The 20,071-nt window shown below is 67.0% G+C and carries 17 protein-coding genes; 14 read left to right on the plus strand and 3 right to left on the minus strand.

What is annotated here, in order from left to right; genetic code table 11:
• Window positions 1-109: 109 nt before the first annotated feature.
• Window positions 110-946 carry an IclR family transcriptional regulator gene (locus tag CDO44_RS03960; protein WP_087779124.1) on the plus strand — a complete coding sequence of 279 codons (837 nt, stop codon included), beginning with the start codon at window positions 110-112 and terminating at the stop codon, window positions 944-946.
• Here CDO44_RS03960 and CDO44_RS03965 read toward each other — a convergent pair.
• Window positions 934-1,842, minus strand: coding sequence for a DUF72 domain-containing protein (locus CDO44_RS03965; protein WP_087779126.1), 909 nt, complete (start codon window positions 1,840-1,842; stop codon window positions 934-936). The two genes, CDO44_RS03960 and CDO44_RS03965, sit on opposite strands and share 13 nt — an antisense overlap.
• Before the next feature lie 66 nt (window positions 1,843-1,908).
• Between CDO44_RS03965 and CDO44_RS03970 the strand changes: the two genes are divergently transcribed.
• From CDO44_RS03970 to CDO44_RS04005, 8 genes are all read left to right on the plus strand, one after another.
• Window positions 1,909-3,993: an ATP-dependent helicase gene (locus CDO44_RS03970; RefSeq protein WP_087779127.1), complete on the plus strand. Its 2,085-nt coding sequence runs from the start codon at window positions 1,909-1,911 to the stop codon at window positions 3,991-3,993.
• 127 nt (window positions 3,994-4,120) lie between these two features.
• A complete protein-coding gene (locus CDO44_RS03975; protein WP_087779128.1) occupies window positions 4,121-6,514 on the plus strand; it encodes a bifunctional salicylyl-CoA 5-hydroxylase/oxidoreductase in 2,394 nt (797 codons plus the stop codon).
• Between the two features lie 121 nt (window positions 6,515-6,635).
• Complete coding sequence (locus CDO44_RS03980; protein WP_087779130.1) at window positions 6,636-7,409, plus strand: SDR family NAD(P)-dependent oxidoreductase; 774 nt, start codon at window positions 6,636-6,638, stop codon at window positions 7,407-7,409.
• A 10-nt stretch (window positions 7,410-7,419) separates the two neighbouring features.
• Window positions 7,420-7,962, plus strand: coding sequence for a MarR family winged helix-turn-helix transcriptional regulator (locus tag CDO44_RS03985; protein ID WP_087779132.1), 543 nt, complete (start codon window positions 7,420-7,422; stop codon window positions 7,960-7,962).
• Between the two features lie 13 nt (window positions 7,963-7,975).
• Complete coding sequence (locus tag CDO44_RS03990) at window positions 7,976-8,830, plus strand: enoyl-CoA hydratase family protein (RefSeq protein WP_087779134.1); 855 nt, start codon at window positions 7,976-7,978, stop codon at window positions 8,828-8,830.
• A 109-nt stretch (window positions 8,831-8,939) separates the two neighbouring features.
• Window positions 8,940-10,172, plus strand: coding sequence for an acyl-CoA dehydrogenase family protein (locus CDO44_RS03995; protein ID WP_087779136.1), 1,233 nt, complete (start codon window positions 8,940-8,942; stop codon window positions 10,170-10,172).
• A gap of 32 nt (window positions 10,173-10,204) precedes the next feature.
• Complete coding sequence (locus CDO44_RS04000; protein ID WP_087779151.1) at window positions 10,205-10,597, plus strand: RidA family protein; 393 nt, start codon at window positions 10,205-10,207, stop codon at window positions 10,595-10,597.
• 81 nt (window positions 10,598-10,678) lie between these two features.
• Entirely contained in the window at window positions 10,679-10,879 is a 201-nt protein-coding gene (locus tag CDO44_RS04005) for a hypothetical protein (RefSeq protein ID WP_144389466.1), read from the plus strand.
• An 18-nt stretch (window positions 10,880-10,897) separates the two neighbouring features.
• Here the strand turns inward: CDO44_RS04005 and CDO44_RS04010 are convergent, their stop codons facing one another.
• Both CDO44_RS04010 and CDO44_RS04015 read right to left on the minus strand, forming a co-directional pair.
• A complete protein-coding gene (locus CDO44_RS04010; protein WP_087779138.1) occupies window positions 10,898-11,206 on the minus strand; it encodes a hypothetical protein in 309 nt (102 codons plus the stop codon).
• 36 nt (window positions 11,207-11,242) lie between these two features.
• Window positions 11,243-12,157, minus strand: coding sequence for a YihY/virulence factor BrkB family protein (locus CDO44_RS04015; RefSeq protein ID WP_087779140.1), 915 nt, complete (start codon window positions 12,155-12,157; stop codon window positions 11,243-11,245).
• Window positions 12,158-12,417: 260 nt separating this feature from the next.
• Here CDO44_RS04015 and CDO44_RS04020 point away from each other — a divergent pair, with 260 nt between their 5' ends.
• From CDO44_RS04020 to CDO44_RS04040, 5 genes are all read left to right on the plus strand, one after another.
• The gene (locus CDO44_RS04020) at window positions 12,418-13,161 is read left to right on the plus strand and encodes an OmpW family protein (protein WP_233146034.1); all 744 of its coding nucleotides are present in this window, start codon (window positions 12,418-12,420) and stop codon (window positions 13,159-13,161) included.
• Window positions 13,162-13,338: 177 nt separating this feature from the next.
• The gene (locus tag CDO44_RS04025) at window positions 13,339-15,552 is read left to right on the plus strand and encodes an ABC transporter substrate-binding protein (protein ID WP_087779141.1); all 2,214 of its coding nucleotides are present in this window, start codon (window positions 13,339-13,341) and stop codon (window positions 15,550-15,552) included.
• Window positions 15,549-16,526 (plus strand): ABC transporter permease, encoded by a 978-nt coding sequence (locus tag CDO44_RS04030; protein ID WP_087779143.1) that lies wholly within the window; start codon window positions 15,549-15,551, stop codon window positions 16,524-16,526. Before CDO44_RS04025 ends, CDO44_RS04030 begins: the two co-directional genes overlap by 4 nt.
• Window positions 16,527-16,530: 4 nt before the next feature.
• A complete protein-coding gene (locus tag CDO44_RS04035; RefSeq protein ID WP_087779145.1) occupies window positions 16,531-17,994 on the plus strand; it encodes an ABC transporter permease in 1,464 nt (487 codons plus the stop codon).
• A complete protein-coding gene (locus tag CDO44_RS04040; protein ID WP_087779146.1) occupies window positions 17,994-19,901 on the plus strand; it encodes a dipeptide ABC transporter ATP-binding protein in 1,908 nt (635 codons plus the stop codon). The genes CDO44_RS04035 and CDO44_RS04040 overlap by 1 nt, the downstream gene beginning before the upstream one ends.
• Window positions 19,902-20,071 lie beyond the last annotated feature (170 nt).

Raw genomic sequence — 20,071 nt, forward strand, 5'->3', positions numbered from 1 at the left:
CTGGCCGGAAGTGTCATGCCGTGAGGGAAAGCGACGGTGGGGGAGTTCGGATATTTCGAATAGCATTCTGCAATGCAGAATTCGCGCCGGCGCCGCGACGGAGACCGCCATGCCCCGCAATCCCTACCAGATCGACGAGGAACCCAGCGACATCGAATTCGACGCCTACGAGGCCCACGACGGCGACCGTCTGTTCGCGTCCACGCTGGCCCGCGGGCTGCAGATCCTGCGCTGCTTCACGCCGCTCGAGGCGGCGCTGGGCAACAAGGAGCTGGCGCGGCGCACCGGCCTGTCGCGCCCCACCATCTCGCGCTTCACGTACACCCTGGTGAAGCTGGGCTACCTGCGGCCCGATACCCTGTCGGGCAAGTACCGGCTCGCGCCCGGTGTCGTGTCGCTGGGCTATCCGCTGCTGGCCTCGATCACGCTGCGGCAACTGGCGCGGCCGCTCATGAACGTGCTGGCCGAATCGATGAACTGCTCGGTCTCGATGGGCATACGCGACCGGCTCAGCATCGTTTATGTGGAAACGAGCCGCATCACGAGTTCGTTCGCGCCGCAACTCTCGGACATCGGCCTGCGCTTTCCCATCGTCTCGACCGCGATCGGACAGGCCTTCATCTCGGGATGCGAGCCGGCGGAGCGGCAGAAGCTGCTGAACGAGATCCGGATCAAGACCCCGCGCATGTGGTCCGAGCACAAGGATCACGCGGCGCGTTCGGTGGAGGCGTTCGCCAAGAAGGGGTTTTGCAGCGTCTATGGCGAACAGCATCCCGATCACTACGCCGTGGGCGTGCCCATGGGCAGGCTGCGGGACGGCGAGCTGATCGTCTTCAACGCCGTCATTCCGCGCTTTCGCGCCTCGCCCAAGAGCGTGGAAGAGGGGCTCGGTCCGCGCCTGGTGGAAATGGTTGCCCAGGTGCGGCGCAGCAGCTATGCCGTCTGAGGGCGGCGCCGGCGCAGGGCTTCGTCGAAGCCCGCGGCGTTGCGCATGCCCTGGTCCTCGAAGTTGGTGTTGAACAGCACGTGGACGTTGGCCGCGGCCTGCGTGAGGCGGCGCACCAGCTCGGCGATGCGTTCCAGTTCTTCGGGCGTGTACTCGTAGACGAAGCGGCCCGACGAGGCGGCGATGCCGCGCCGGTTCCAGGCCTCGTGGTTGCGGCCGTGCAGGCGCACCACCGCGAGGTCGCCCCGTGTGGCCGCCCAGACGGCCGGCACGCTGTTGGCATAGCGGTCGGGGCTGTCCACCACGGTGTGGGCGGCGCCCAGCTCGCGCAGCATGGACAGCGTTCCGCGCCGGCCGGTCTCGTCGAGCCAGCCGCGGTGGCGGAACTCCGCCGCATGGACCTGCTCTTCCATGCGCCGCGCGCACTCGGCCACCAGCGCCCGTCCCGCAGCGTTATTGCGCACCCGCGGCGCGTACTGGAAGTGGACCGTCGCCAGCTGCCCGCTCTGGCGCAAGGGTTCCAGGCCTTGCAGGAAGCGGCTCCACAGCTCGTCGCGCAGTTCGCCGGGCACGGTGGCATAGTCCACCACGCGGACTTGCGGGCCGAGCTCCCCGGCGACGTCGGGCGGCAGCGCTTCGACAGGCGTCAGATGGCCGGTGAAGAGCCGGAAAGCCTTGAGATGGAAGACGAAGTCCTCGGGAGTGCGCTGGGTCCAGAGGAAGGCCGTTCGCGCGGACGGCAGGCGGTAATAGCTGCTGTCCACTTCGACCAGGGAAAAGCGGGAAGCATAGAACCGCAGGCGGTCCTCGGCGGTGCGCGCCGATGGCGGGTAGAAGCGGCCGCAGGCGAGGAGGGTGGGGTCGGTCCAGGAAGACGTGCCGACGCGCACGGTCATGACGGGAAATCCGGATCGGGAAAAGGGACGTTTATACTGGATGAATATACAGTTTTCTTCCGTCCCATGTCACACACCCCCGATACGCCCGCCCGCGACCCCTGGGCCGACCTGAACCCCCGCCAGCGCGAGGCCGTCGAATACGGCCGGGGCGCGCACGCGGACAGCGCCGGCCCCCTCCTGGTCATTGCGGGCGCCGGCTCGGGCAAGACGAGCACGCTGGCTCACCGGGTGGCCAGGCTCATCCTCGACGGCACGGATCCGCACCGCCTCCTGCTCCTGACCTTTTCGCGGCGCGCCGCCGCCGAGATGGAACGCCGCGCGGGCCGGGTGCTGCAAACCGTCCTGGGCATGTCGGGCGGGCAGCCGCCGGCACTGCCGTGGGCGGGCACCTTCCATGCCGTGGGAGCGCGGCTCTTGCGCGACTACGCGTCCCGCATCGGGTTGTCCGAGGCGTTCACCATCCACGACCGCGGCGATGCCGAGGACCTCATGGGGTTCGTCCGGCACGAGCTGGGGTTCTCCGGCGCCAAGTCGCGGTTTCCGCTCAAGGGCACCTGCCTGGCCATTTATTCGCGCGCGGTCAACAGCCAGGCGCCGCTGGAGGGCGTGCTGGCCAAGCACTTCCCGTGGTGCGCGCAGTGGGAAGCGCAATTGAAGACGCTGTTCGGCGCCTATGTGCAGGCCAAGCAGGACCAGCACGTGCTCGACTATGACGACCTGCTGCTGTACTGGGCGGAAATGATGAAGGAACCGGCCATCGCGCAAGAGCTCGGAGGCGCCTTCGATCACGTGCTGGTGGACGAATACCAGGACACCAATCGCCTGCAGGCCGAGATCCTGCTCGCCATGAAGCCCGACGGCCGCGGCCTGACGGTGGTGGGGGACGACGCCCAGTCCATCTACTCGTTCCGCGCCGCGACGGTGCGCAACATCCTGGACTTTCCCTCGCAGTTCTCCCGTCCTGCCCACGTCGTGACGCTGGACCGCAACTACCGCTCGACCCAGCCTATCCTGGACGCCTCCAACGCCGTCATCGCAGAGGCTCCCGAACGCTATGCCAAGCAGCTCTGGACCGACCGCGCCTCGGCGCAGCGGCCGCAACTGGTCTACGTCAGCGACGAACCCGGGCAGGCCCGCTGGGTGGCCGACCAGATCCTGGCCAGGCGCGAAGCCGGCACGCGGCTGATGTCGCAGGCGGTGCTGTTTCGCTCCGCCAGCCACAGCGCTGCGCTAGAGCTCGAGCTCACCCGCCGCAACATTCCTTTCGTGAAGTTCGGCGGACTCAAGTTCCTCGAGGCCGCCCATGTGAAGGACGTGCTCGCGGTGCTGCGCTGGGCGGCCAATCCGCTCAGCCGCCTGTCCGGTTTCCGGGTGGCGCAGTTGATGCCGGGCATCGGGCCGGCCACCGCCGCGCGCCTGCTCGATGCGATGGCGCAAGCCGACCGGCCGGTGGACGCGCTGACCGGTTTTTCGCCGCCCGCCGCCGCGGCCGAGGACTGGAAGGCCTTTGCCCATGCCTTCGTGGCGTTGAACGACGCCGGCCTTGCATGGCCGGCGCACATCGACCTGGCCCTGCGGTGGTACGGGCCGCACCTGCAACGGCTGTACGACGATGCCGTCGTGCGCCAGGCCGACCTGGACCAGTTGGCGCGCATTGCCGGCACCTTTGCATCGCGCGAACAGTTCCTGACCGAACTGACGCTGGATCCGCCCGACGCCACCAGCGCGCAGTCCGGGCAGCCGCTGCTGGACGAGGACTACCTGATACTGTCCACCATCCATTCGGCCAAGGGCCAGGAATGGAAGGCCGTATACGTGCTCAACGTCGTCGACGGCTGCATCCCGTCCGACATGAGCACCGGCGATGCCGAGGAAATCGAGGAAGAGCGGCGTCTCCTGTACGTGGCCATGACCCGCGCCAAGGAAGACCTGCAACTGGTCGTGCCCCAGCGGTTCTATGTGCACCAGCAGAGCGGCATGGGCGATCGGCACGTCTATGGCACCCGCAGCCGGTTCATTCCCGAACGCCTGCTGCCCTTGTTCGAGATCCTGCCCAAGGCGCGGCAGGGCGCCCCGGCCGCCGCGGCCGCCGCGGCGCCGACGGTGCGGATAGACATCGCCAGCCGCATGCGCAACGCCTGGCGATGAGCGGATCTCCCGGCCGAAATGCTTGACGCAAAAATATTTTAAGTATGAAATAATGCCATCGCACAGGGGGGACGCAGCGTCCTGCCTGACCATCTGCCGAGTGACTGATCCGGCCAGCGGAGGACTCATGAATATCGTCTGTATCGGAGGCGGGCCCGCCGGGCTGTACTTCGCGCTCTTGATGAAAAAGCGGGATCCGTCGTCCCGCATCGTCGTCATCGAGCGCAACCGTCCCTACGATACCTTCGGCTGGGGCGTGGTCTTCTCGGACCAGACCCTCGGCAACCTGGTGCAGGCCGACGAATCCACCGCCCGCCGCATCCTCCAGTCCTTCAACCATTGGGACGACATCGACGTCCACTTCAAGGGACGCACGATCACATCGGGCGGCCATGGTTTCTGCGGCATCGGCCGCAAGCGTCTCTTGAATATCCTTCAGGACCGGTGCCAGGAACTGGGCGTGGAATTGGTATTCGAAACCGAGGTGGACGACGACCAGGAAGTCGCCCGCCGCTACCAGGCCGACCTGGTGGTGGCTTCCGACGGCTTGAACAGCAAGGTCCGCAAGCGCTACGAAGACGTCTTCAAGCCCGACATCGAAACGCGCCACTGCCGCTTCGTCTGGCTGGGCACCAAGAAGCTGTTCCCGGCCTTCACCTTCGCGTTCGAAGAAACCGAGCACGGCTGGTTCCAGGCGCACGCCTACCAGTACGACGGCGATACCTCCACCTTCATCATCGAGACGCCGGACGACGTATGGCAGCGCGCCGGGCTCGACAAGATGAGCCAGCCCGAGGCCATCGCCTTCTGCGAGCGGCTGTTCGCCAAGTATCTGGACGGCCAGCCCTTGATGAGCAATTCGCCGCACCTGCGCGGCTCGGCCAACTGGATCCGCTTCCCGCGCATCGTCTGCGCGAGCTGGGTGCACTGGAACGAGATCGACGGCAGGCGGGTGCCGGTGGTACTGATGGGCGATGCCGCGCATTCGGCGCACTTCTCCATCGGCTCGGGCACCAAGCTCGCGCTGGAAGATGCCATCGAGCTGGCGCGTTGTTTCGACACCTATCCAGGCCAGGACCTGGAGGGCGTGATGGCGGGCTACGAGGCCGTGCGGGCCATCGAAGTGCTGAAGATCCAAAGCTCCGCGCGCAACTCCATGGAATGGTTCGAGAACGTCGATCGCTACGTCGACCTCGAGCCGGAGCAGTTCGCCTACTCCATGCTGACGCGCAGCCAGCGCCTGTCGCACGAGAACCTGCGGCTGCGCGACGCTTCCTATGTCGAGGGCTACGAGCGCTGGTTCGCGCGCAAGGCGTTCGCCGCGGCCGGTCTGTCCGAGCCCCCCGAGCCGCGTGGCAAACCCATCCCACCCATGCTGACGCCGCTGCGCGTGCGCGACCTGGTCCTGAAGAATCGCATCGTCATGTCTCCCATGGCCCAGTATTCGGCGGTGGGCGGTACGGTCGGCGACTTCCACATGGTGCACCTGGGCAGCCGCGCCATGGGCGGGGCTGCCATGGTCTTCGCCGAGATGACCTGCGTGTCGGCCGATGCGCGCATCACGCCGGGATGCCCCGGCCTCTATCGGCCCGAGCACACGCAGGCCTGGAAGCGCATCGTCGATTTCGTGCACGAGCATACCGATGCCCGGATCGCCATGCAGATCGGGCATGCAGGCCCCAAGGGGTCCACCAGGCTGGCCTGGGAGGGCACGGACCTGCCGCTGGAATCCGGCAACTGGCCGCTTATCGCCGCTTCCGAGGAACAGTATCTGCCGGGCGTGTCGCAGGTGGCCCGCGCGGCCTCGCGCGACGATATGCGGCGCATCCTGGGCGATTTCGTGCGCGCCACGATCGAGGCCGACAAGGCCGGATTCGACTGGCTGGAATTGCACTGCGCCCACGGCTACCTGCTGTCCACCTTCATTTCGCCGCTGACCAACCGCCGGACGGACGAATACGGCGGCAGCCTGGAAAACCGGTGCCGCTATCCGCTCGAGGTGTTCGCCGCGATGCGCGAAGTCTGGCCCGCGCACAAGCCCATGAGTGTCCGCATCTCGGCCCATGACTGGGTGGAAGGCGGCATCACGCCGGACGACGCCGTCGAGATCGCCCGGCTGTTCAAGGCGGCCGGCGCGGACATGATCGACTGCTCGTCGGGCCAGGTCAGCAAGCGCGAGCAGCCGGTATACGGGCGCATGTTCCAGACGCCGTTCGCCGATCGCATCCGCAACGAGGCCGGGATTCCCACCATCGCGGTGGGCGCCATCTTCGAGGCCGACCACGTCAACGGCATCATCGCCGCCGGCCGCGCCGACCTGTGCGCCCTGGCTCGGCCCCACCTGGCCAACCCGGCCTGGACGCTCCTGGAGGCCGCGAAGATGGGATGGGACGTGGACTGGCCCAAGCAGTACTATGCGGGCCGCATGCAGCTGGAACGCAACCTGGAGCGCGAACGCCAGCTGGCCGCCGCGACGCAAGGCATGTCGCCGCGCGAGATCGCCGCGCGCCTCCTGGAGTAGCCGACCCTCCACGCTTCGGGTACCCCCTCAAGAGGGCGGCACTGGCGGGCCGGCAAGGCCGGATCCGCGGTGCCCTGGGTCTGGATACAGTGGTTTCACACGATGGATTGGTCGAAGCATCATGGATCATCTGGACGGAAAACATGCGCTGGTGACGGGCGGGGCGCGGGGCATAGGCCTCGCCATTGCCCGAGAGCTTCTGCGCCAAGGGGCGGCGGTCACGCTGACGGGCCGCGACGAGGCGGCGCTGGATGCCGCGGTGGCGACATTGGCTCCGCTGGGCATCGCACGCCGGGTTCGAATGGACGTGGCGGACCCGGCCTCGGTCGGGCAGGGCATGGCCGACGCCGCGCGGACTGCGGGACGCATCGACATCCTCGTCAACAATGCCGGCCAGGCGGAATCGGCGGCGGTGGGCAAGACCGACGATGCCCTGTGGGCGCGGATGCTGGCGGTCAACCTGAGCGGCACCTTCTATTGCTCGCGCGCCGTGCTGCCCGGCATGCTGGAGGCCGGCTGGGGACGCATCGTCAACGTGGCCAGCACGGCGGGCCTGATCGGCTACACCTACACGGCGGCCTATTGCGCGTCCAAGCACGGCGTCGTCGGGCTGACGCGCGCCATGGCGCTGGAAGTGGCCGCCAAGGGCGTGACCGTCAATGCCGTTTGCCCTGGCTTCACCGAAACCGACCTGGGCCGCGAGGCCATTGCCAACATATCCGCCCGCACGGGCCGCAGCGAGGCCGAATCCAAGGCGGCGCTGGCGGCGTTCAATCCGCAGAAGCGCCTGGTCCAGCCCGACGAAGTGGCCAATGCCGCGGTCTGGCTGTGCCTGCCGGCATCGGCCGCGATGAACGGCCAGGCCATCGCGGTCGCGGGCGGCGAAGTCACTTGAAGGAGTAACGATGGCTCGCAAGCCCATCGACGAATCGAACGGCACGGGGGCGGGAGTCGAGCCCACGCCCGTGCTCGACCTGGAAGCCCGGCTGACCGAGGATCACCACCAGTCGCTGGTGCTGTGGCTGCGCATGCTGTCGTGCACGGTGCGCATCGAGACCGAGATCCGCTCGCGGCTGCGCACGCATTTCGGGATCACGCTGCCGCGCTTCGACCTCATGGCCCAGCTCGAACGGCATCCCGAAGGGCTGCGGATGGGCGAGCTGTCGCAGCGCATGATGGTGACCGGCGGCAACGTCACCGGCATCACCGACCAGCTCGAAGAGGAAAAGCTGGTGGTTCGCGAGCCTTCGCCGGAAGACCGGCGCGCCTTCGTGGTCAAGCTCACCCCGTCCGGCCGGAAGGCTTTCGCAAAAATGGCGGCCGTGCACGAACAGTGGATCGTCGAGCTGTTCTCGACCCTGCCCGCGGCCTCCAAGGACACGCTGATCGAACTGCTGTCGCAGTTGAAACAGGGCCTGAACGATCAATTGCCCAACGAACGCAAATGAAAGGATGACGACTATGCGCTATGTCCACGGTGAAAGACAGATGCTGCACGGCGGCCGCACCGCCATGGCCGACTACCAGGCCCGGCATTTCTCGCTGCAGGTGCGCGACGCCGTCGCCGTCGTCACGCTCGACCGCCCCGAGCGCAAGAATCCGCTCACCTTCGATTCCTATGCCGAGCTGCGCGATTTCTTCCGCGCGCTGGCCTATGCCGACGACATCCGCACGGTAGTGGTGCAGGGGGCCGGCGGCAATTTCTGCTCCGGCGGCGACGTGCACGACATCATCGGCCCGCTGACCCGCATGGACATGCCTTCGCTGCTGGCCTTCACGCGCATGACGGGCGACCTCGTCAAGGCCATGCGCGCATGCCCGCAACCCATCGTCGCGGCCGTGGACGGTGTCTGCGCGGGAGCGGGCGCCATCCTGGCCATGGCCTCCGACATGCGCCTGGGCACCGCCCGCAGCAAGACCGCGTTCCTCTTCACCCGCGTGGGCCTGGCCGGCTGCGACATGGGCGCGTGCGCGCTGCTGCCGCGCGTGATCGGGCAGGGCAGGGCCTCGGAACTGCTGTACACCGGACGTTCGATGAGCGGCGACGAGGGCGAGCGCTGGGGATTCTTCAATCGCCTGTGCGAGCCGGAAGTCTTGTCGGAACAGGCCTGCGAACTGGCGGCCAGCCTGGCGCAGGGACCGATGTTCGCCCACGCGATGACCAAGCGCATGCTGCACCAGGAATGGAACATGGGCATCGAGCAGGCCATCGAGTCCGAAGCGCAGGCCCAGGCCATCTGCATGGCCACCAACGACTTCCACCGTGCCTATCACGCCTTCGTGGCAAAGCAACGCCCCGTCTTCGAAGGGGATTGAAGGAGAAGTCCCCCCTACGCGCTGACGCGCGCCCCCCCCAGGGGGCGGCACTGGCGGACCGGCGGAGCCGGATCCGCTGTGCCCTGGAAAGTTACTCAGTGGAGCTGGTATGAGTGAAGCATCGAATTCGAACCGCGCGCAGGCTCATCCGCTGGGGCAGCCCGGCGGGGTGGCGGCGCGGTCGCAGCATCTGGCCTGGCCATTCTTCGAACTGCGGCACCAGGAACTGGTGGCGGAGCTGGATCCCTGGGCCGCGCGCCGGGTGGCGCACGCGCATGGCGGGGATACCGATGCGACGTGCCGCGGGCTGGTGCGGGCGCTGGGCGAGGACGGCTGGCTGCGGTATGCCGTGGCGGGGCTGGAACATGGCGGCCTGACCGATGCCATCGACACGCGGGCCGTGTGCCTGATCCGCGAGACGCTGGCCTATCACGACGGGCTGGCGGATTTCTCGTTCGCCATGCAGGGCCTGGGCTCGGGGGCGATCAGCCTGTTCGGGACGGCCGGGCAGCGGGCGCGCTATCTGCCGCGGGTGGCGGCGGGGCAGGCCATTGCGGCTTTCGCGCTGTCCGAACCCGAGGCGGGCTCGGACGTGGCCGCCATGGCGTGCGCGGCCACGCTGGAAGATTCCCACTATGTGCTGAACGGCAGCAAGACCTGGATCTCGAACGGCGGCATCGCCGATTTCTATGTGGTTTTCGTGCGCACCGGCGAGGCGCCCGGCGCGCGCGGCATCACCGCGCTGGTCGTCGATGCCGATACGCCAGGCCTGGAAATCGCCGAGCGCATCGACGTGATCGCACCGCATCCGCTGGCGCGGCTGCGCTTCGATGGCTGCCGCGTGCCGGTTTCGCAGCGGTTGGGCGAGCCGGGGCAAGGGTTCAAGGTGGCGATGGCGACGCTGGACGTTTTCCGCACCTCGGTGGCGGCGGCCGCGCTGGGTTTCGCCCGCCGGGCGCTGGACGAGGCACTGGCCCGCGCGACGTCGCGGCGCATGTTCGGCCAGACGCTGGCCGATTTCCAGCTGACGCAGGCGAAGCTGGCCGAGATGGCCACCGGCGTCGACGCCGCGGCGCTGCTGACCTATCGGGCGGCGTGGATGCGCGACGGCGGAGCGCGCATCACCAAGGAGGCGGCCATGGCCAAGATGACCGCCACCGAGACCGCGCAGCGGGTGATCGACGGGGCGGTGCAGATGTTCGGCGGGCAGGGCGTGGTCAGCGGCGAGACCGTCGAACGGCTCTATCGAGAGATCCGCGCGTTGCGCATTTATGAGGGCGCTACCGAAGTCCAGCAATTGATCATCGCCCGCGAGCTGCTGCGCGCGGCGGGCGCGGCCTGAAAAGAACGAAAGGAGAACCCATGGCATCGAATATCGAGATCCTGCAGCCGCAGGGATGGCCCCGCCCGCGCGGCTACAGCAATGGCGTGGCCGCGCGCGGCAAGCAGGTCTTCATCAGCGGGATGATAGGCTGGGACCCCGACGGCGTGTTCCGGGCCAAGGACTTCCCGGGACAGGTCCGCCAGGCGCTGGCCAACATCGTCGCCGTCCTGGCCGAGGCCGGCGCAGGGCCGGAGCACATCGTGCGCATGACCTGGTACGTGCTGGACAAGCGGGTCTACGTCGCGTCGTACGAGGAAATCGGCAAGGCCTATCGCGAGATCGTCGGCCGCCATTTCCCGGCCATGACCGCGGTGCAGGTAGCGGCGCTGATCGAGGACGAAGCCCAGGTCGAGATCGAAGTGACCGCCGTGGTCCCCGACTGACGCCGCGGCACGGTCGCGCCGTCTCGGCGGTATGGGTATCATTCCACGCATGGACAGCGTTCAACGCTACGGAGATCCGCCGTGAAAGACAACCCGCACAGCCTCAAGCCGGGGTATTACTGGTACTTCATCGATACCGATCCGCCGTCGGTCATCCATATCCACGAATCGGGCGCGGCCAGCCTGATGGGTACCGACTACGAGGTACCGGCCGAAGACGTGGCGGAAATGATCAAGCGCGGCGAGACTTTCGTCTGGATCGACCCGCCGCAGGTGCCTTGAGCCCGGCGGGCGCCGGCTTCAATGCCGCTCGCCCGCCTCTCCGAAAATGTGCCGGCTGGCTTCCAGCAGTTCGGCGCGCGGGGCGCCGAGCTTGATGGCCTCGCTTACCTGCAGCGGCACGTACTTGGTGGCGGATACCAAGACTGGCCGGTCGGGTGGCTGGCCCGGCCAGACCAGGCTCAGGCAATGCTGGTGATGGGGCTTCTCGCCCTCGTACTTGGCCACGACCACGCCGCTGCGCAGCTCCACCGCCGTGCCGCAATGGTGGTCGATCTCGAACTGCGGCAGACCGCCCAGGAACCTGATGTAGGGATGCAAAGAGGCCATGGCCTGTCTCCCGGATATCGGTAGGCTTATCCTACCTCAATGCGGGATTTCGTCCAGCGCCTGCGAAAGGTTGCGCTTGCCCCGGCCGAACGTGTCGGCATATTGCCGGGTGAAGGCCGCGCCGAAGAAGAAGATCTGCGCCGAGTAGTAGATCCACAGGATCAGCGCGATTACCGAGCCGGCGACGCCATAGGACGACGCCACGCTGCCGTGGCCGAGGTAGAGGCTGATGAAGCCCTTGCCGACAAGGAACAGCACGGCCGTCACCAACGCGCCCGGCACGACGTCGCGCCAGGGGATGGGAATGCTCGGCAGGAGCTTGAAGACCACGGCGAACAGGGCGGTGACGACCGCGAACGAGAACACGTTGGACAGCAGCAGCGCCGCCGTGGCGAATGCCGACTCCATCCAGAACGCGTGCCAATAGTCCTGCAGCGCGGCAAGGGCGGCATTGACCGCGAGCGAAATCAGCAGGAACAGCGCCAGGACCAGCACCAGTCCGAACGACAGCAGGCGGCTGCGGACCTGCGCCCAGATACCCGAGGTTTTCGCCGCCGGTACGTCCCATAGTTCGTCCAGGCTTTCTTTCAGTTCGGCGAAGGCGGTCGTCGCGCTGAACATCAGCAGCACGGTCGATATCAGCGCCGCGGCCCACCCCTTGTCCGATTGCTGAGCGCTGGCGAGCACGGTCTGGATGGCCTCGGCTCCCTGGCGCCCGGTGAGCGAGCCGATCTGGCTGACGAGCTGGTTGCGTACCGCCTCTTCGCCGAAGAAGGCGCCGGCGATGGCGATCACCAGCAGCAGGATGGGCGCGAGCGAGAACACCATGTACAAGGCCAGGGCCGCGCCCTTGCTGGAGGCGCGATGGTCGGACCATCGGCGCGCGGTGTCCCACAGGAGGGAGACGATGAGCACCTTGCGCAGGCGGTCGAGGCGAAGACGCTGGAGCATGGACGGCGACACCTTGCTTGAGGCAGGCCAGCCTCAATTCTGGGCGCCTTGCGGCAAGGCGTCAGCCCATAAACACATTCCGACGCAACTGTAGATTTTTCTAACGCGTTGCCAATTCGCTACCGGCGGCGAGTCAATTGTGCACGGCGGCGCGCTTCCTCTTGTCTGCCGGCTGCTTTCGGGAGATCTTTAGCCGTAATCCGTCGTTCGAACGGATGACCCTACGAGACTGACAATCGACGCACCAAAGGAGGCGGATCATGATGCACCGGATTTTGAAGCACCGGGTTCTGCTTGCCCTGCTCGGGGCCGCATGCGCAACGGCGGCCCAGGCCCAAAGCGCGGGGTCCCACGTCCTGGGCGTCGGGTGGTTCCATCTCGAGCCGCAGGATTCCAGCAAACCGCTGACCATCGTCAGCCCCCGCCCGATCGCCGGGCAGGTGCCCAATACCGGCGCCTCCATCAGCAATGCCGACACCGTGGCGCTGACCTACACGTACTTCCTCACCGACAACATCGGTGCCGAGCTGGTCATGGGAGTGCCGCCCAAGTTCAAGCTGAAGGGCGAACAGGCGCTTGCACCCGTGGGGCAGCTCGGATCCGCCCGGCAGTGGAGCCCGGCGCTGGTCGTGAAGTATTTCTTCGGACCGCCCGAGAGCGCCTTCCGGCCGTTCGTCGGTGCCGGCCTGAGCTACATCTGGTACTCGGACGTCGATCTCAGCGACAACTTCCAGCGCACGCTCTCGGCACGGTTCACGGGCGGGGCCAATCCGAACCTGAGGACGGAAGCCGACGTGGACAGCAAATGGGTGCCCGTGCTGAACGTCGGGGCCAGCTACCAGATCAACAAGAACTGGGGCGCGATGCTTTCGGTCTCCTACCTGCCGCTCAAGACCAAGGCCCACCTGAAGACCCACGGCACGCCGCTGGGCACGGTCGAAAGCGAATCCGAGTTCAAGATCAACCCCATCGTGGGAATGCTGGCGCTGACCTACCGTTTCTGATCGGCGTTGGGGGTATTCCTTAGGTAAAGCGGTGTAGTCAACGGTACGGTTTTTGCTATTCTCACCGGAACGATACTCCCCGGGAGATGGCTGATGCGCCTGGTGCGCGCTGACGGTACGAGACAGGGCGCAAACCGCGCATGCAGCTGGGCAGCACGCCTCTTCTTGGCGATCGGCATGGCCGTCGCCGCGGGCTGCTCGCCCGGCAACCCCGATTCGCACACGCCGCTCAACAGCCCGTACGCCGCCGGGGCCGAGCGCCAGAACGTCATGTATACGGCGTTTACCCAGCGTTCGCCCAAATACCTGGATCCGGCCAGCTCCTATTCCGTCGACGAGACGCCGTACACCTACCAGATCTACGAGCCGCTCTACGGCTACCACTACCTGAAGCGTCCCTATCAGCTCGTGCCGCGCTCGGCGACCCGGGTCGTCGAGCCGGTCTACCTGGACGAGGCAGGCAAGGTGCTGCCCGCCGACGTGCCGGGCGAGCAGGTGGCGCAGAGCGTGTACGACATTCCCATCAAGCCGGGCATCATGTTCCAGCCTCATCCGGCCTTTGCGGTCGACGAGGCCGGGCGCGACCTGTATCGCCATCTCAAGCCCGAGGACCTCGAGGGCAAGTACGCCATCCCGGATTTTCCCCGTACCGGCACGCGCGAACTCACCGCCGAGGACTACGTCTACGGCATCCGGCGCCTGGCCACCACGCGGGTGGTATCGCCCATCTACGCCCACATGACCGACTACATCGTCGGCTTCAAGGAATACGGCGACCGCATTCGCGCCGCCGATGCCGAACTGCGCAAGGGCCTGGATCCCACCACGCGCGACCTGCCCTGGCTGGATTTCCGCAAATACGCCTTCGAAGGCGTCGAGGCGCTGGACAAGCATACGCTGCGGATACGGATCAAGGGCAAGTACCCCCAGTTCAAGTATTGGCTGGCCATGACCTTTTTTTCGCCCATCCCCTGGGAGGCCGACCAGTTCTACAGCCAGCCGGGCATGGCGGCGCGCAATCTGACCCTGAACTACTGGCCGGTGGGAACCGGCCCGTACATGCTGACGGAATACCGGGAGAACCGCCGCCACGTGCTGACCCGCAACCCGAACTTCCATGGCGAGCCCTATCCCTGCGAAGGGTCCGACGAGGACCGCGCCGCCGGACTGCTGGCGGACTGCGGCAAGCCCACGCCCTTCATCGACCGGATCGTATTCAACATCGAAAAGGAAAGCGTGCCGCTGCAAGGCAAGTTCCTGCAGGGCTACTACGACGTGCCGCAGGCCGAGCGCGGCGAGTACGGCGTGGCCTACCTGGTGGCCGCCGGCGATTCCAAGGAAAAGGCGGCGCTGTATGCCGAGCGTGGGCTGAAGCTGCCCACCACCGTGGAGACGCAGAACTGGTACATGGGTTTCAATTGGCTGGATCCGGTGGTCGGCAAGGGCGACACGCCGGAACAGCAGGAGCGCAACCGCAAGCTGCGCCAGGCCATCAGCATCGCGGTCGACTGGGAAGAATACGTCACCATTTTCGAGAACAGCCAGGCGCAGGTGGCGCACGGGCCGCTGCCCCCGGGCCTGCTCGGCTACCGGGACCCGCCCGCGGGCGCCAATCCGGTGGTCTACGACATCCAGGGCGACAAGGTGACGCGCAAGCCCCTGGAGGCCGCCAAGCGCCTGCTGGCCGAGGCGGGCTATCCCGACGGACGCAACGCCCAGACAGGCCAGCCGCTGGTGCTGAACTACGACGCCATGGGCGGCGTCTCGCCCAGCGCCCGCTCGCAATTCGACTGGCTGCAGCGGCAATTCGGCAAGCTCGGCATCCAGCTCGAGATCCGCTCCACCGACTACAACCGCTTCCAGGACAAGATGCGGCGCGGCGTGGCGCAGATCTTCCTGTGGGGCTGGAACGCCGATTATCCCGATGCGGAGAACTTCCTCTTCCTCCTGTACGGCCCCAACGGCAAGGCGAAGGAGGGCGGGGAAAACGCCTCCAACTACGTCAACCCCGAATTCGACAAGCTCTTCGAGCGCATGAAATACCTCGACGACGGGCCCGAGAAGGAAGCCGTGATCGCCCGCATGGTTGCCATCGTGCAGAACGATGCCGCCTGGATGTTCGGCTATTTCCCCAAATCCGGCGGCGCCTACCACCAGTGGGTCGGCAACGGCAAGCCGACCCAGATGATACGTAACAACCTCCAGTACCTGAAGATCGATCCTGCCCTGCGCGCGAGCAAGATCGCCGAATGGAACCGTCCGGTGTGGTGGCCCGTGGCGCTGGCGGCGGCGCTGCTGGTGCTGCTGGCGCTGCCCGCCTGGCGCATGGTCCGCCGGCGCGACCGCGCCGTCGCCGTTCACGCCGACCGCCCTGCGAGGGACGCAGCATGACCGCTTATATCGTGCGCCGGATCCTCTACGGGATCTTGATCCTGATCGGCGTCAACCTGTTCACCTTCATGTTGTTCTTTACGGTCAACACGCCGGACGACATGGCGCGCCTGGCCATAGGCGGGCGTCGGGTGAGCACCGACGCCATCGAGAAATGGAAGGTCGAGCGCGGCTACGACAAGCCGCTGCTGGTCAACGCCCAGGCGCAGGGCCTGCAGCGCTATACCGATACCATCTTCTTTGAGCGGTCCGTGCGCCTGTTCGTGTTCGACTTCGGCGCGTCGGACGCCGGCCGCGACATCGGCTACGAGATCCGGCAGCGGGTGGGACCCAGCCTGGCGCTGGCGGTGCCGACATTCCTGCTGGGACTCTTCGCCAGCGTGGCCTTCGCGCTGCTGCTGGTGTTCTTCCGGGGCACCTACCTGGACTTCTGGGGCGTGGTGTTGTGCGTCGCCATGCTATCCATCTCGGCGCTGTTCTACATCATCGCCGGACAATATCTTTTCTCCAAGACGCTGCGCCTGGTGCCGCTGTCGGGTTTCGCCGGCGGGCTGGACGCCATCCGCTTCCTGCTGCTGCCCGTGGTGGTGGCCATCATCGCCAAGCTGGGGCCGGAGGCGCGTTTCTACCGAGCCCTGTTCCTGGAGGAAATCGGCAAGGACTACGTCCGTACCGCGCGCTCCAAGGGCTTGTCCGAACGACTGGTGCTGTTCCGCCACGTGCTGCGCAACGCCATGCTGCCCATCCTGACCAGCACCATCTCGGCCATTCCGCTGCTGTTCATGGGCAGCCTGATCGCCGAATCGTTCTTCGGCATACCGGGGCTGGGCAGCTACACGATGGATGCCATCAACGCCCAGGACTTCGCCATCGTGCGGGCCATGGTGTTCATCGGATCGGTGCTCTACATCATCGGCCTGATCCTGGCCGACATTTCCTACACGATCGCGGATCCGCGCGTGCGTTTCGAGTAAGAACATGCCCAAGATCGTCTTTCTCTGGACCGATGTCGCGCTGTTCCTGCTGTTGCTGGGGGTCGCCGTCTACGCCTGGCACGCCCGCCGCACGCCCAACCTGCGCGCCACGTGGGCGAGGGTGGCGCGGGATACGCCCGCGATGTGCGCCGCGGTGGTGCTGGGCGCGTTCGTGCTCATCGGCGTGCTCGATTCCATGCACTACCGGCCCCTGCTCGAATCGGTGGAAGTCAATGGCGGCAAGGGCGCCAGGGCCTATTCGCCCGTGACGCGATCGGTGCTCGACGCCTTGCTGGAAAAACCCATGGCCGGCCGCGAGAAGACCTACTCGGCGCCGCTGGCGGTACGCCAGTTCACCAAGGAGTCCATGCTGGTCGACGGCAAGCCGGTACGCGACTACCCGCGCCTGCGCCACGGGGGCGCCCATCTGTCCGACCCGGACACCCAATGGCTCGGGGACGTGCTCCGGCGCACGGCGGCGGGGGTGGTGGCCGGCGGGCTGCTGGCAGGCCTGGCGGCGCTGGTCGTGGCGGCCGCCATCGCGCATCGCAGCGGCGCGTCGCTGCCCTCGACCTGGCAGGACATCGTCCAGCGCCGCACGAAGGTGCCGCTCGCGCCCATGCTGCTGACTTTCGGCCTGATTGCGATCCTGGGCGGCGCGGCGGTGTCGCTGTCCACCGGCTATCACGTCCTGGGCACGGACAGCACCGGCAACGACGTGCTGGTGCAGACGATCAAGAGCTTCCGCACCGCGCTGGTCATCGGCAGCGTCACCACGCTGGCGACCCTGCCGCTGGCACTGTCCCTGGGCATCATGGCGGGCTACTTCAAGGGCTGGGTCGACGACATCATCCAGTACGTCTACACCACGCTGACCTCCATTCCCGGCGTCCTGCTGATCGCCGCCTGCGTGCTCATGGTGCAGGTCTTCATCGACAACAACCCGGACCTGTTCGAGACCGGCGCCGAGCGCGCCGACCTGAGGCTGTTCCTGTTGTGCATCATCCTCGGCGTGACCGGCTGGGCCGGACTGTGCCGGCTGCTGCGGGCGGAGACGCTCAAGCTGCGCGAGCTCGACTACGTGCTGGCCGCCCGGGCCTTCGGAGCTTCGCCGATGCGCATCATGACGCGCCACCTGCTGCCCAACGTCATGCACATCGTGCTGATCACGGTGGTGCTGGATTTCTCGACCCTCGTGCTCTACGAAGCCGTGCTGTCCTACCTCGGCGTGGGCGTCGATCCCTCCATGAACTCGTTCGGCACCATGATCAACCTCGCGCGCCTGGAAATGTCGCGCGATCCGATGATCTGGTGGAGCCTGCTGTCGGCCTTCGTCTTCATGCTGGCCCTCGTGCTGTCCGCCAACCTGTTCGCCGACGCGGTGCGCGAGGCCTTCGATCCGCGCGCCAGGGCCTACCGTCCGGCATGGGCCAGGGCCCGTTCGGCAAAGATGCTGGAGGACCGTTGATGAGCGCTTCCGCCCGGGACACCGCCATGCTGGACGTGCGCCGGCTCGACGTGATGCTCGACAGCGATCATGGGATCGTGCATGCCGTGGATGCGCTCAGCCTTGCCATTGCGCGCGGCGAAACCTTCGCGCTGGTGGGCGAGTCCGGCTGCGGCAAGAGCATGACCGCGCTGGCCCTGCTGCGCCTGTTGCCCGACGCCGGACGCATCGAGCGGGGCCAGACGCTGCTGGAGGGCGTGGATCTGAACCGCCTGCCCGAGCGCGAGATGCGCACCGTGCGCGGCCGCAAGATCAGCATCATCTTCCAGGAACCCGCCACCAGCCTAAACCCCGTGATGCGGATCGGCGCCCAGATCGTCGAGACCATCGTCACCCACACCGCGCTGCGCGGCGCCGCCGCCAAGGCCAAGGCGGTCGAATGGCTGCGGCGGGTCGGCATCCCGGATCCCGAGCGGCGCGTCGACGACTATCCTTTCCAGCTTTCCGGCGGGCAGAAGCAGCGCGTGATGATCGCCATCGCGCTGGCGGCGGAGCCCGAACTGCTGATCGCCGACGAACCCACCACGGCGCTGGACGTCACCATCCAGGCGCAGATCCTGGAATTGCTGCGCAGCCTGCAGGCGCAGTTGGGCATGGCCATGATGCTCATCACGCACGACCTGGGCATCGTGCGCAGCATGGCGCACCACGTGGCGCTGATGTACGCCGGGCAGATCGTGGAAACCGCGCCTGCCGAAGCGTTTTTCCTGCGCCCGCGCCATCCCTACGCGCGACTGCTGTTCAGCGCGCTGCCGAGCATGGCGCGGCGGGGCATGCACCTGGCCGCCATCCCCGGCACGGTGCCCGCGCTCAACCAGGCCTTCGGCGGCTGCCGCTTCGCGCAGCGCTGCCCGGCGCATGCGGCCGAATGCGATGCCGCGCCGCCGCCGCTGGTCGAAGACGGTCCGGGGCACGCCGTGCGCTGCGTGCGCCTGGCCGAGATCGACGCGGCGCAGGCGGCGGGCGAGGCGGTGGAATTGCCTGCTGTACAGGTGCTGGAAGAAGCGCCGGCCGCCGTGCTCGCGCCGGCGGCCGGCGCATCGGCGTCCATGGCCGGAACAGGATTGCTGCGAGTCTCCGATCTCAAGGTCCACTTTCCCATACGCAAGGGCCTGCTGCGGCGTACGATCGGCTGGGTAAAGGCGGTCGACGGCGTCAGCCTGTCGCTGGATGCTGGCAAGACGCTCGCCCTGGTGGGCGAATCGGGATGCGGCAAGACCACCACCGGCAAGGCGCTGCTGCGATTGCTGGACGGCATGGCAACCATTACCGGCCAGGCCAGCCTCCAGGGGCGCGACCTCCTGCGGGCCGGCCGCGGGCAGCTCAAGAGCCTGCGGCGCGACATCCAGATCATCTTCCAGGACCCCTACGCATCGCTTAATCCGCGCATGCGCGTGGGCGAGATCCTGGACGAGGGACTGTCGTCGCTGCGTCCCGACCTGGATGCCGCCAGCCGCCAGGCCGCCCTGCTGCGCCTGCTCGACCAGGTCGGCCTGCGCGCCGATGCGCGCGACCGCTATCCGCACGAATTCTCGGGCGGCCAGCGGCAGCGCATCGCCATTGCCCGCGCCCTGGCGGTCGAGCCCAAGCTCATGGTCTGCGACGAACCCACCTCGGCGCTCGACGTCTCGGTGCAGGCGCAGATCCTCAACCTGCTGCATGCCCTGCAGCGGGACATGGGCATCGCCTACCTGTTCATCACTCACAATTTCGGCGTGGTGGAATACCTGGCCGACGACATCGCGGTCATGCAGGCTGGGCGTATCATCGAAATGGGGCCTGCCGAGCGCGTCCTGACGCGGCCGGAGCATGCCTATACCCGCCAGCTGCTCGAGGCCGTGCCGCGTTTCGACGTCGAGGCGGCCTAGGGCGCGGTCCGGGCCGGCGGCTTGCACCGCCTGGCCGGCCTTGCTAGGGCGTGTTCACACTAAATGAATTTGCTCGTATACTTCGGGTATGGAAATCACCGAAGCCCAATATCAGCAGATCGAGCACTGTTTGCCGCGACAGCGCGGCAACGTCAGCCTGACGAATCTGC

Origin of the sequence: Pigmentiphaga sp. NML080357 (assembly GCF_002188465.1) — a bacterium.
Lineage (GTDB): Bacteria > Pseudomonadota > Gammaproteobacteria > Burkholderiales > Burkholderiaceae_B > Pigmentiphaga.

What these genes read in the sequence shown, in the direction of transcription:
- CDO44_RS04010 (WP_087779138.1), bottom strand. Translation starts at nt 11,206, where the DNA reads ATGGCCTCTTTGCATCCCTACATCAGGTTCCTGGGCGGTCTGCCGCAG.
- CDO44_RS03975 (WP_087779128.1), top strand. Translation starts at nt 4,121, where the DNA reads ATGAATATCGTCTGTATCGGAGGCGGGCCCGCCGGGCTGTACTTCGCG.
- CDO44_RS03970 (WP_087779127.1), top strand. Translation starts at nt 1,909, where the DNA reads ATGTCACACACCCCCGATACGCCCGCCCGCGACCCCTGGGCCGACCTG.
- CDO44_RS04015 (WP_087779140.1), bottom strand. Translation starts at nt 12,157, where the DNA reads ATGCTCCAGCGTCTTCGCCTCGACCGCCTGCGCAAGGTGCTCATCGTC.
- CDO44_RS03995 (WP_087779136.1), top strand. Translation starts at nt 8,940, where the DNA reads ATGAGTGAAGCATCGAATTCGAACCGCGCGCAGGCTCATCCGCTGGGG.
- CDO44_RS03980 (WP_087779130.1), top strand. Translation starts at nt 6,636, where the DNA reads ATGGATCATCTGGACGGAAAACATGCGCTGGTGACGGGCGGGGCGCGG.
- CDO44_RS03990 (WP_087779134.1), top strand. Translation starts at nt 7,976, where the DNA reads ATGCGCTATGTCCACGGTGAAAGACAGATGCTGCACGGCGGCCGCACC.
- CDO44_RS03965 (WP_087779126.1), bottom strand. Translation starts at nt 1,842, where the DNA reads ATGACCGTGCGCGTCGGCACGTCTTCCTGGACCGACCCCACCCTCCTC.
- CDO44_RS04020 (WP_233146034.1), top strand. Translation starts at nt 12,418, where the DNA reads ATGATGCACCGGATTTTGAAGCACCGGGTTCTGCTTGCCCTGCTCGGG.
- CDO44_RS03960 (WP_087779124.1), top strand. Translation starts at nt 110, where the DNA reads ATGCCCCGCAATCCCTACCAGATCGACGAGGAACCCAGCGACATCGAA.
- CDO44_RS03985 (WP_087779132.1), top strand. Translation starts at nt 7,420, where the DNA reads ATGGCTCGCAAGCCCATCGACGAATCGAACGGCACGGGGGCGGGAGTC.
- CDO44_RS04030 (WP_087779143.1), top strand. Translation starts at nt 15,549, where the DNA reads ATGACCGCTTATATCGTGCGCCGGATCCTCTACGGGATCTTGATCCTG.
- CDO44_RS04035 (WP_087779145.1), top strand. Translation starts at nt 16,531, where the DNA reads ATGCCCAAGATCGTCTTTCTCTGGACCGATGTCGCGCTGTTCCTGCTG.
- CDO44_RS04025 (WP_087779141.1), top strand. Translation starts at nt 13,339, where the DNA reads ATGGCCGTCGCCGCGGGCTGCTCGCCCGGCAACCCCGATTCGCACACG.
- CDO44_RS04040 (WP_087779146.1), top strand. Translation starts at nt 17,994, where the DNA reads ATGAGCGCTTCCGCCCGGGACACCGCCATGCTGGACGTGCGCCGGCTC.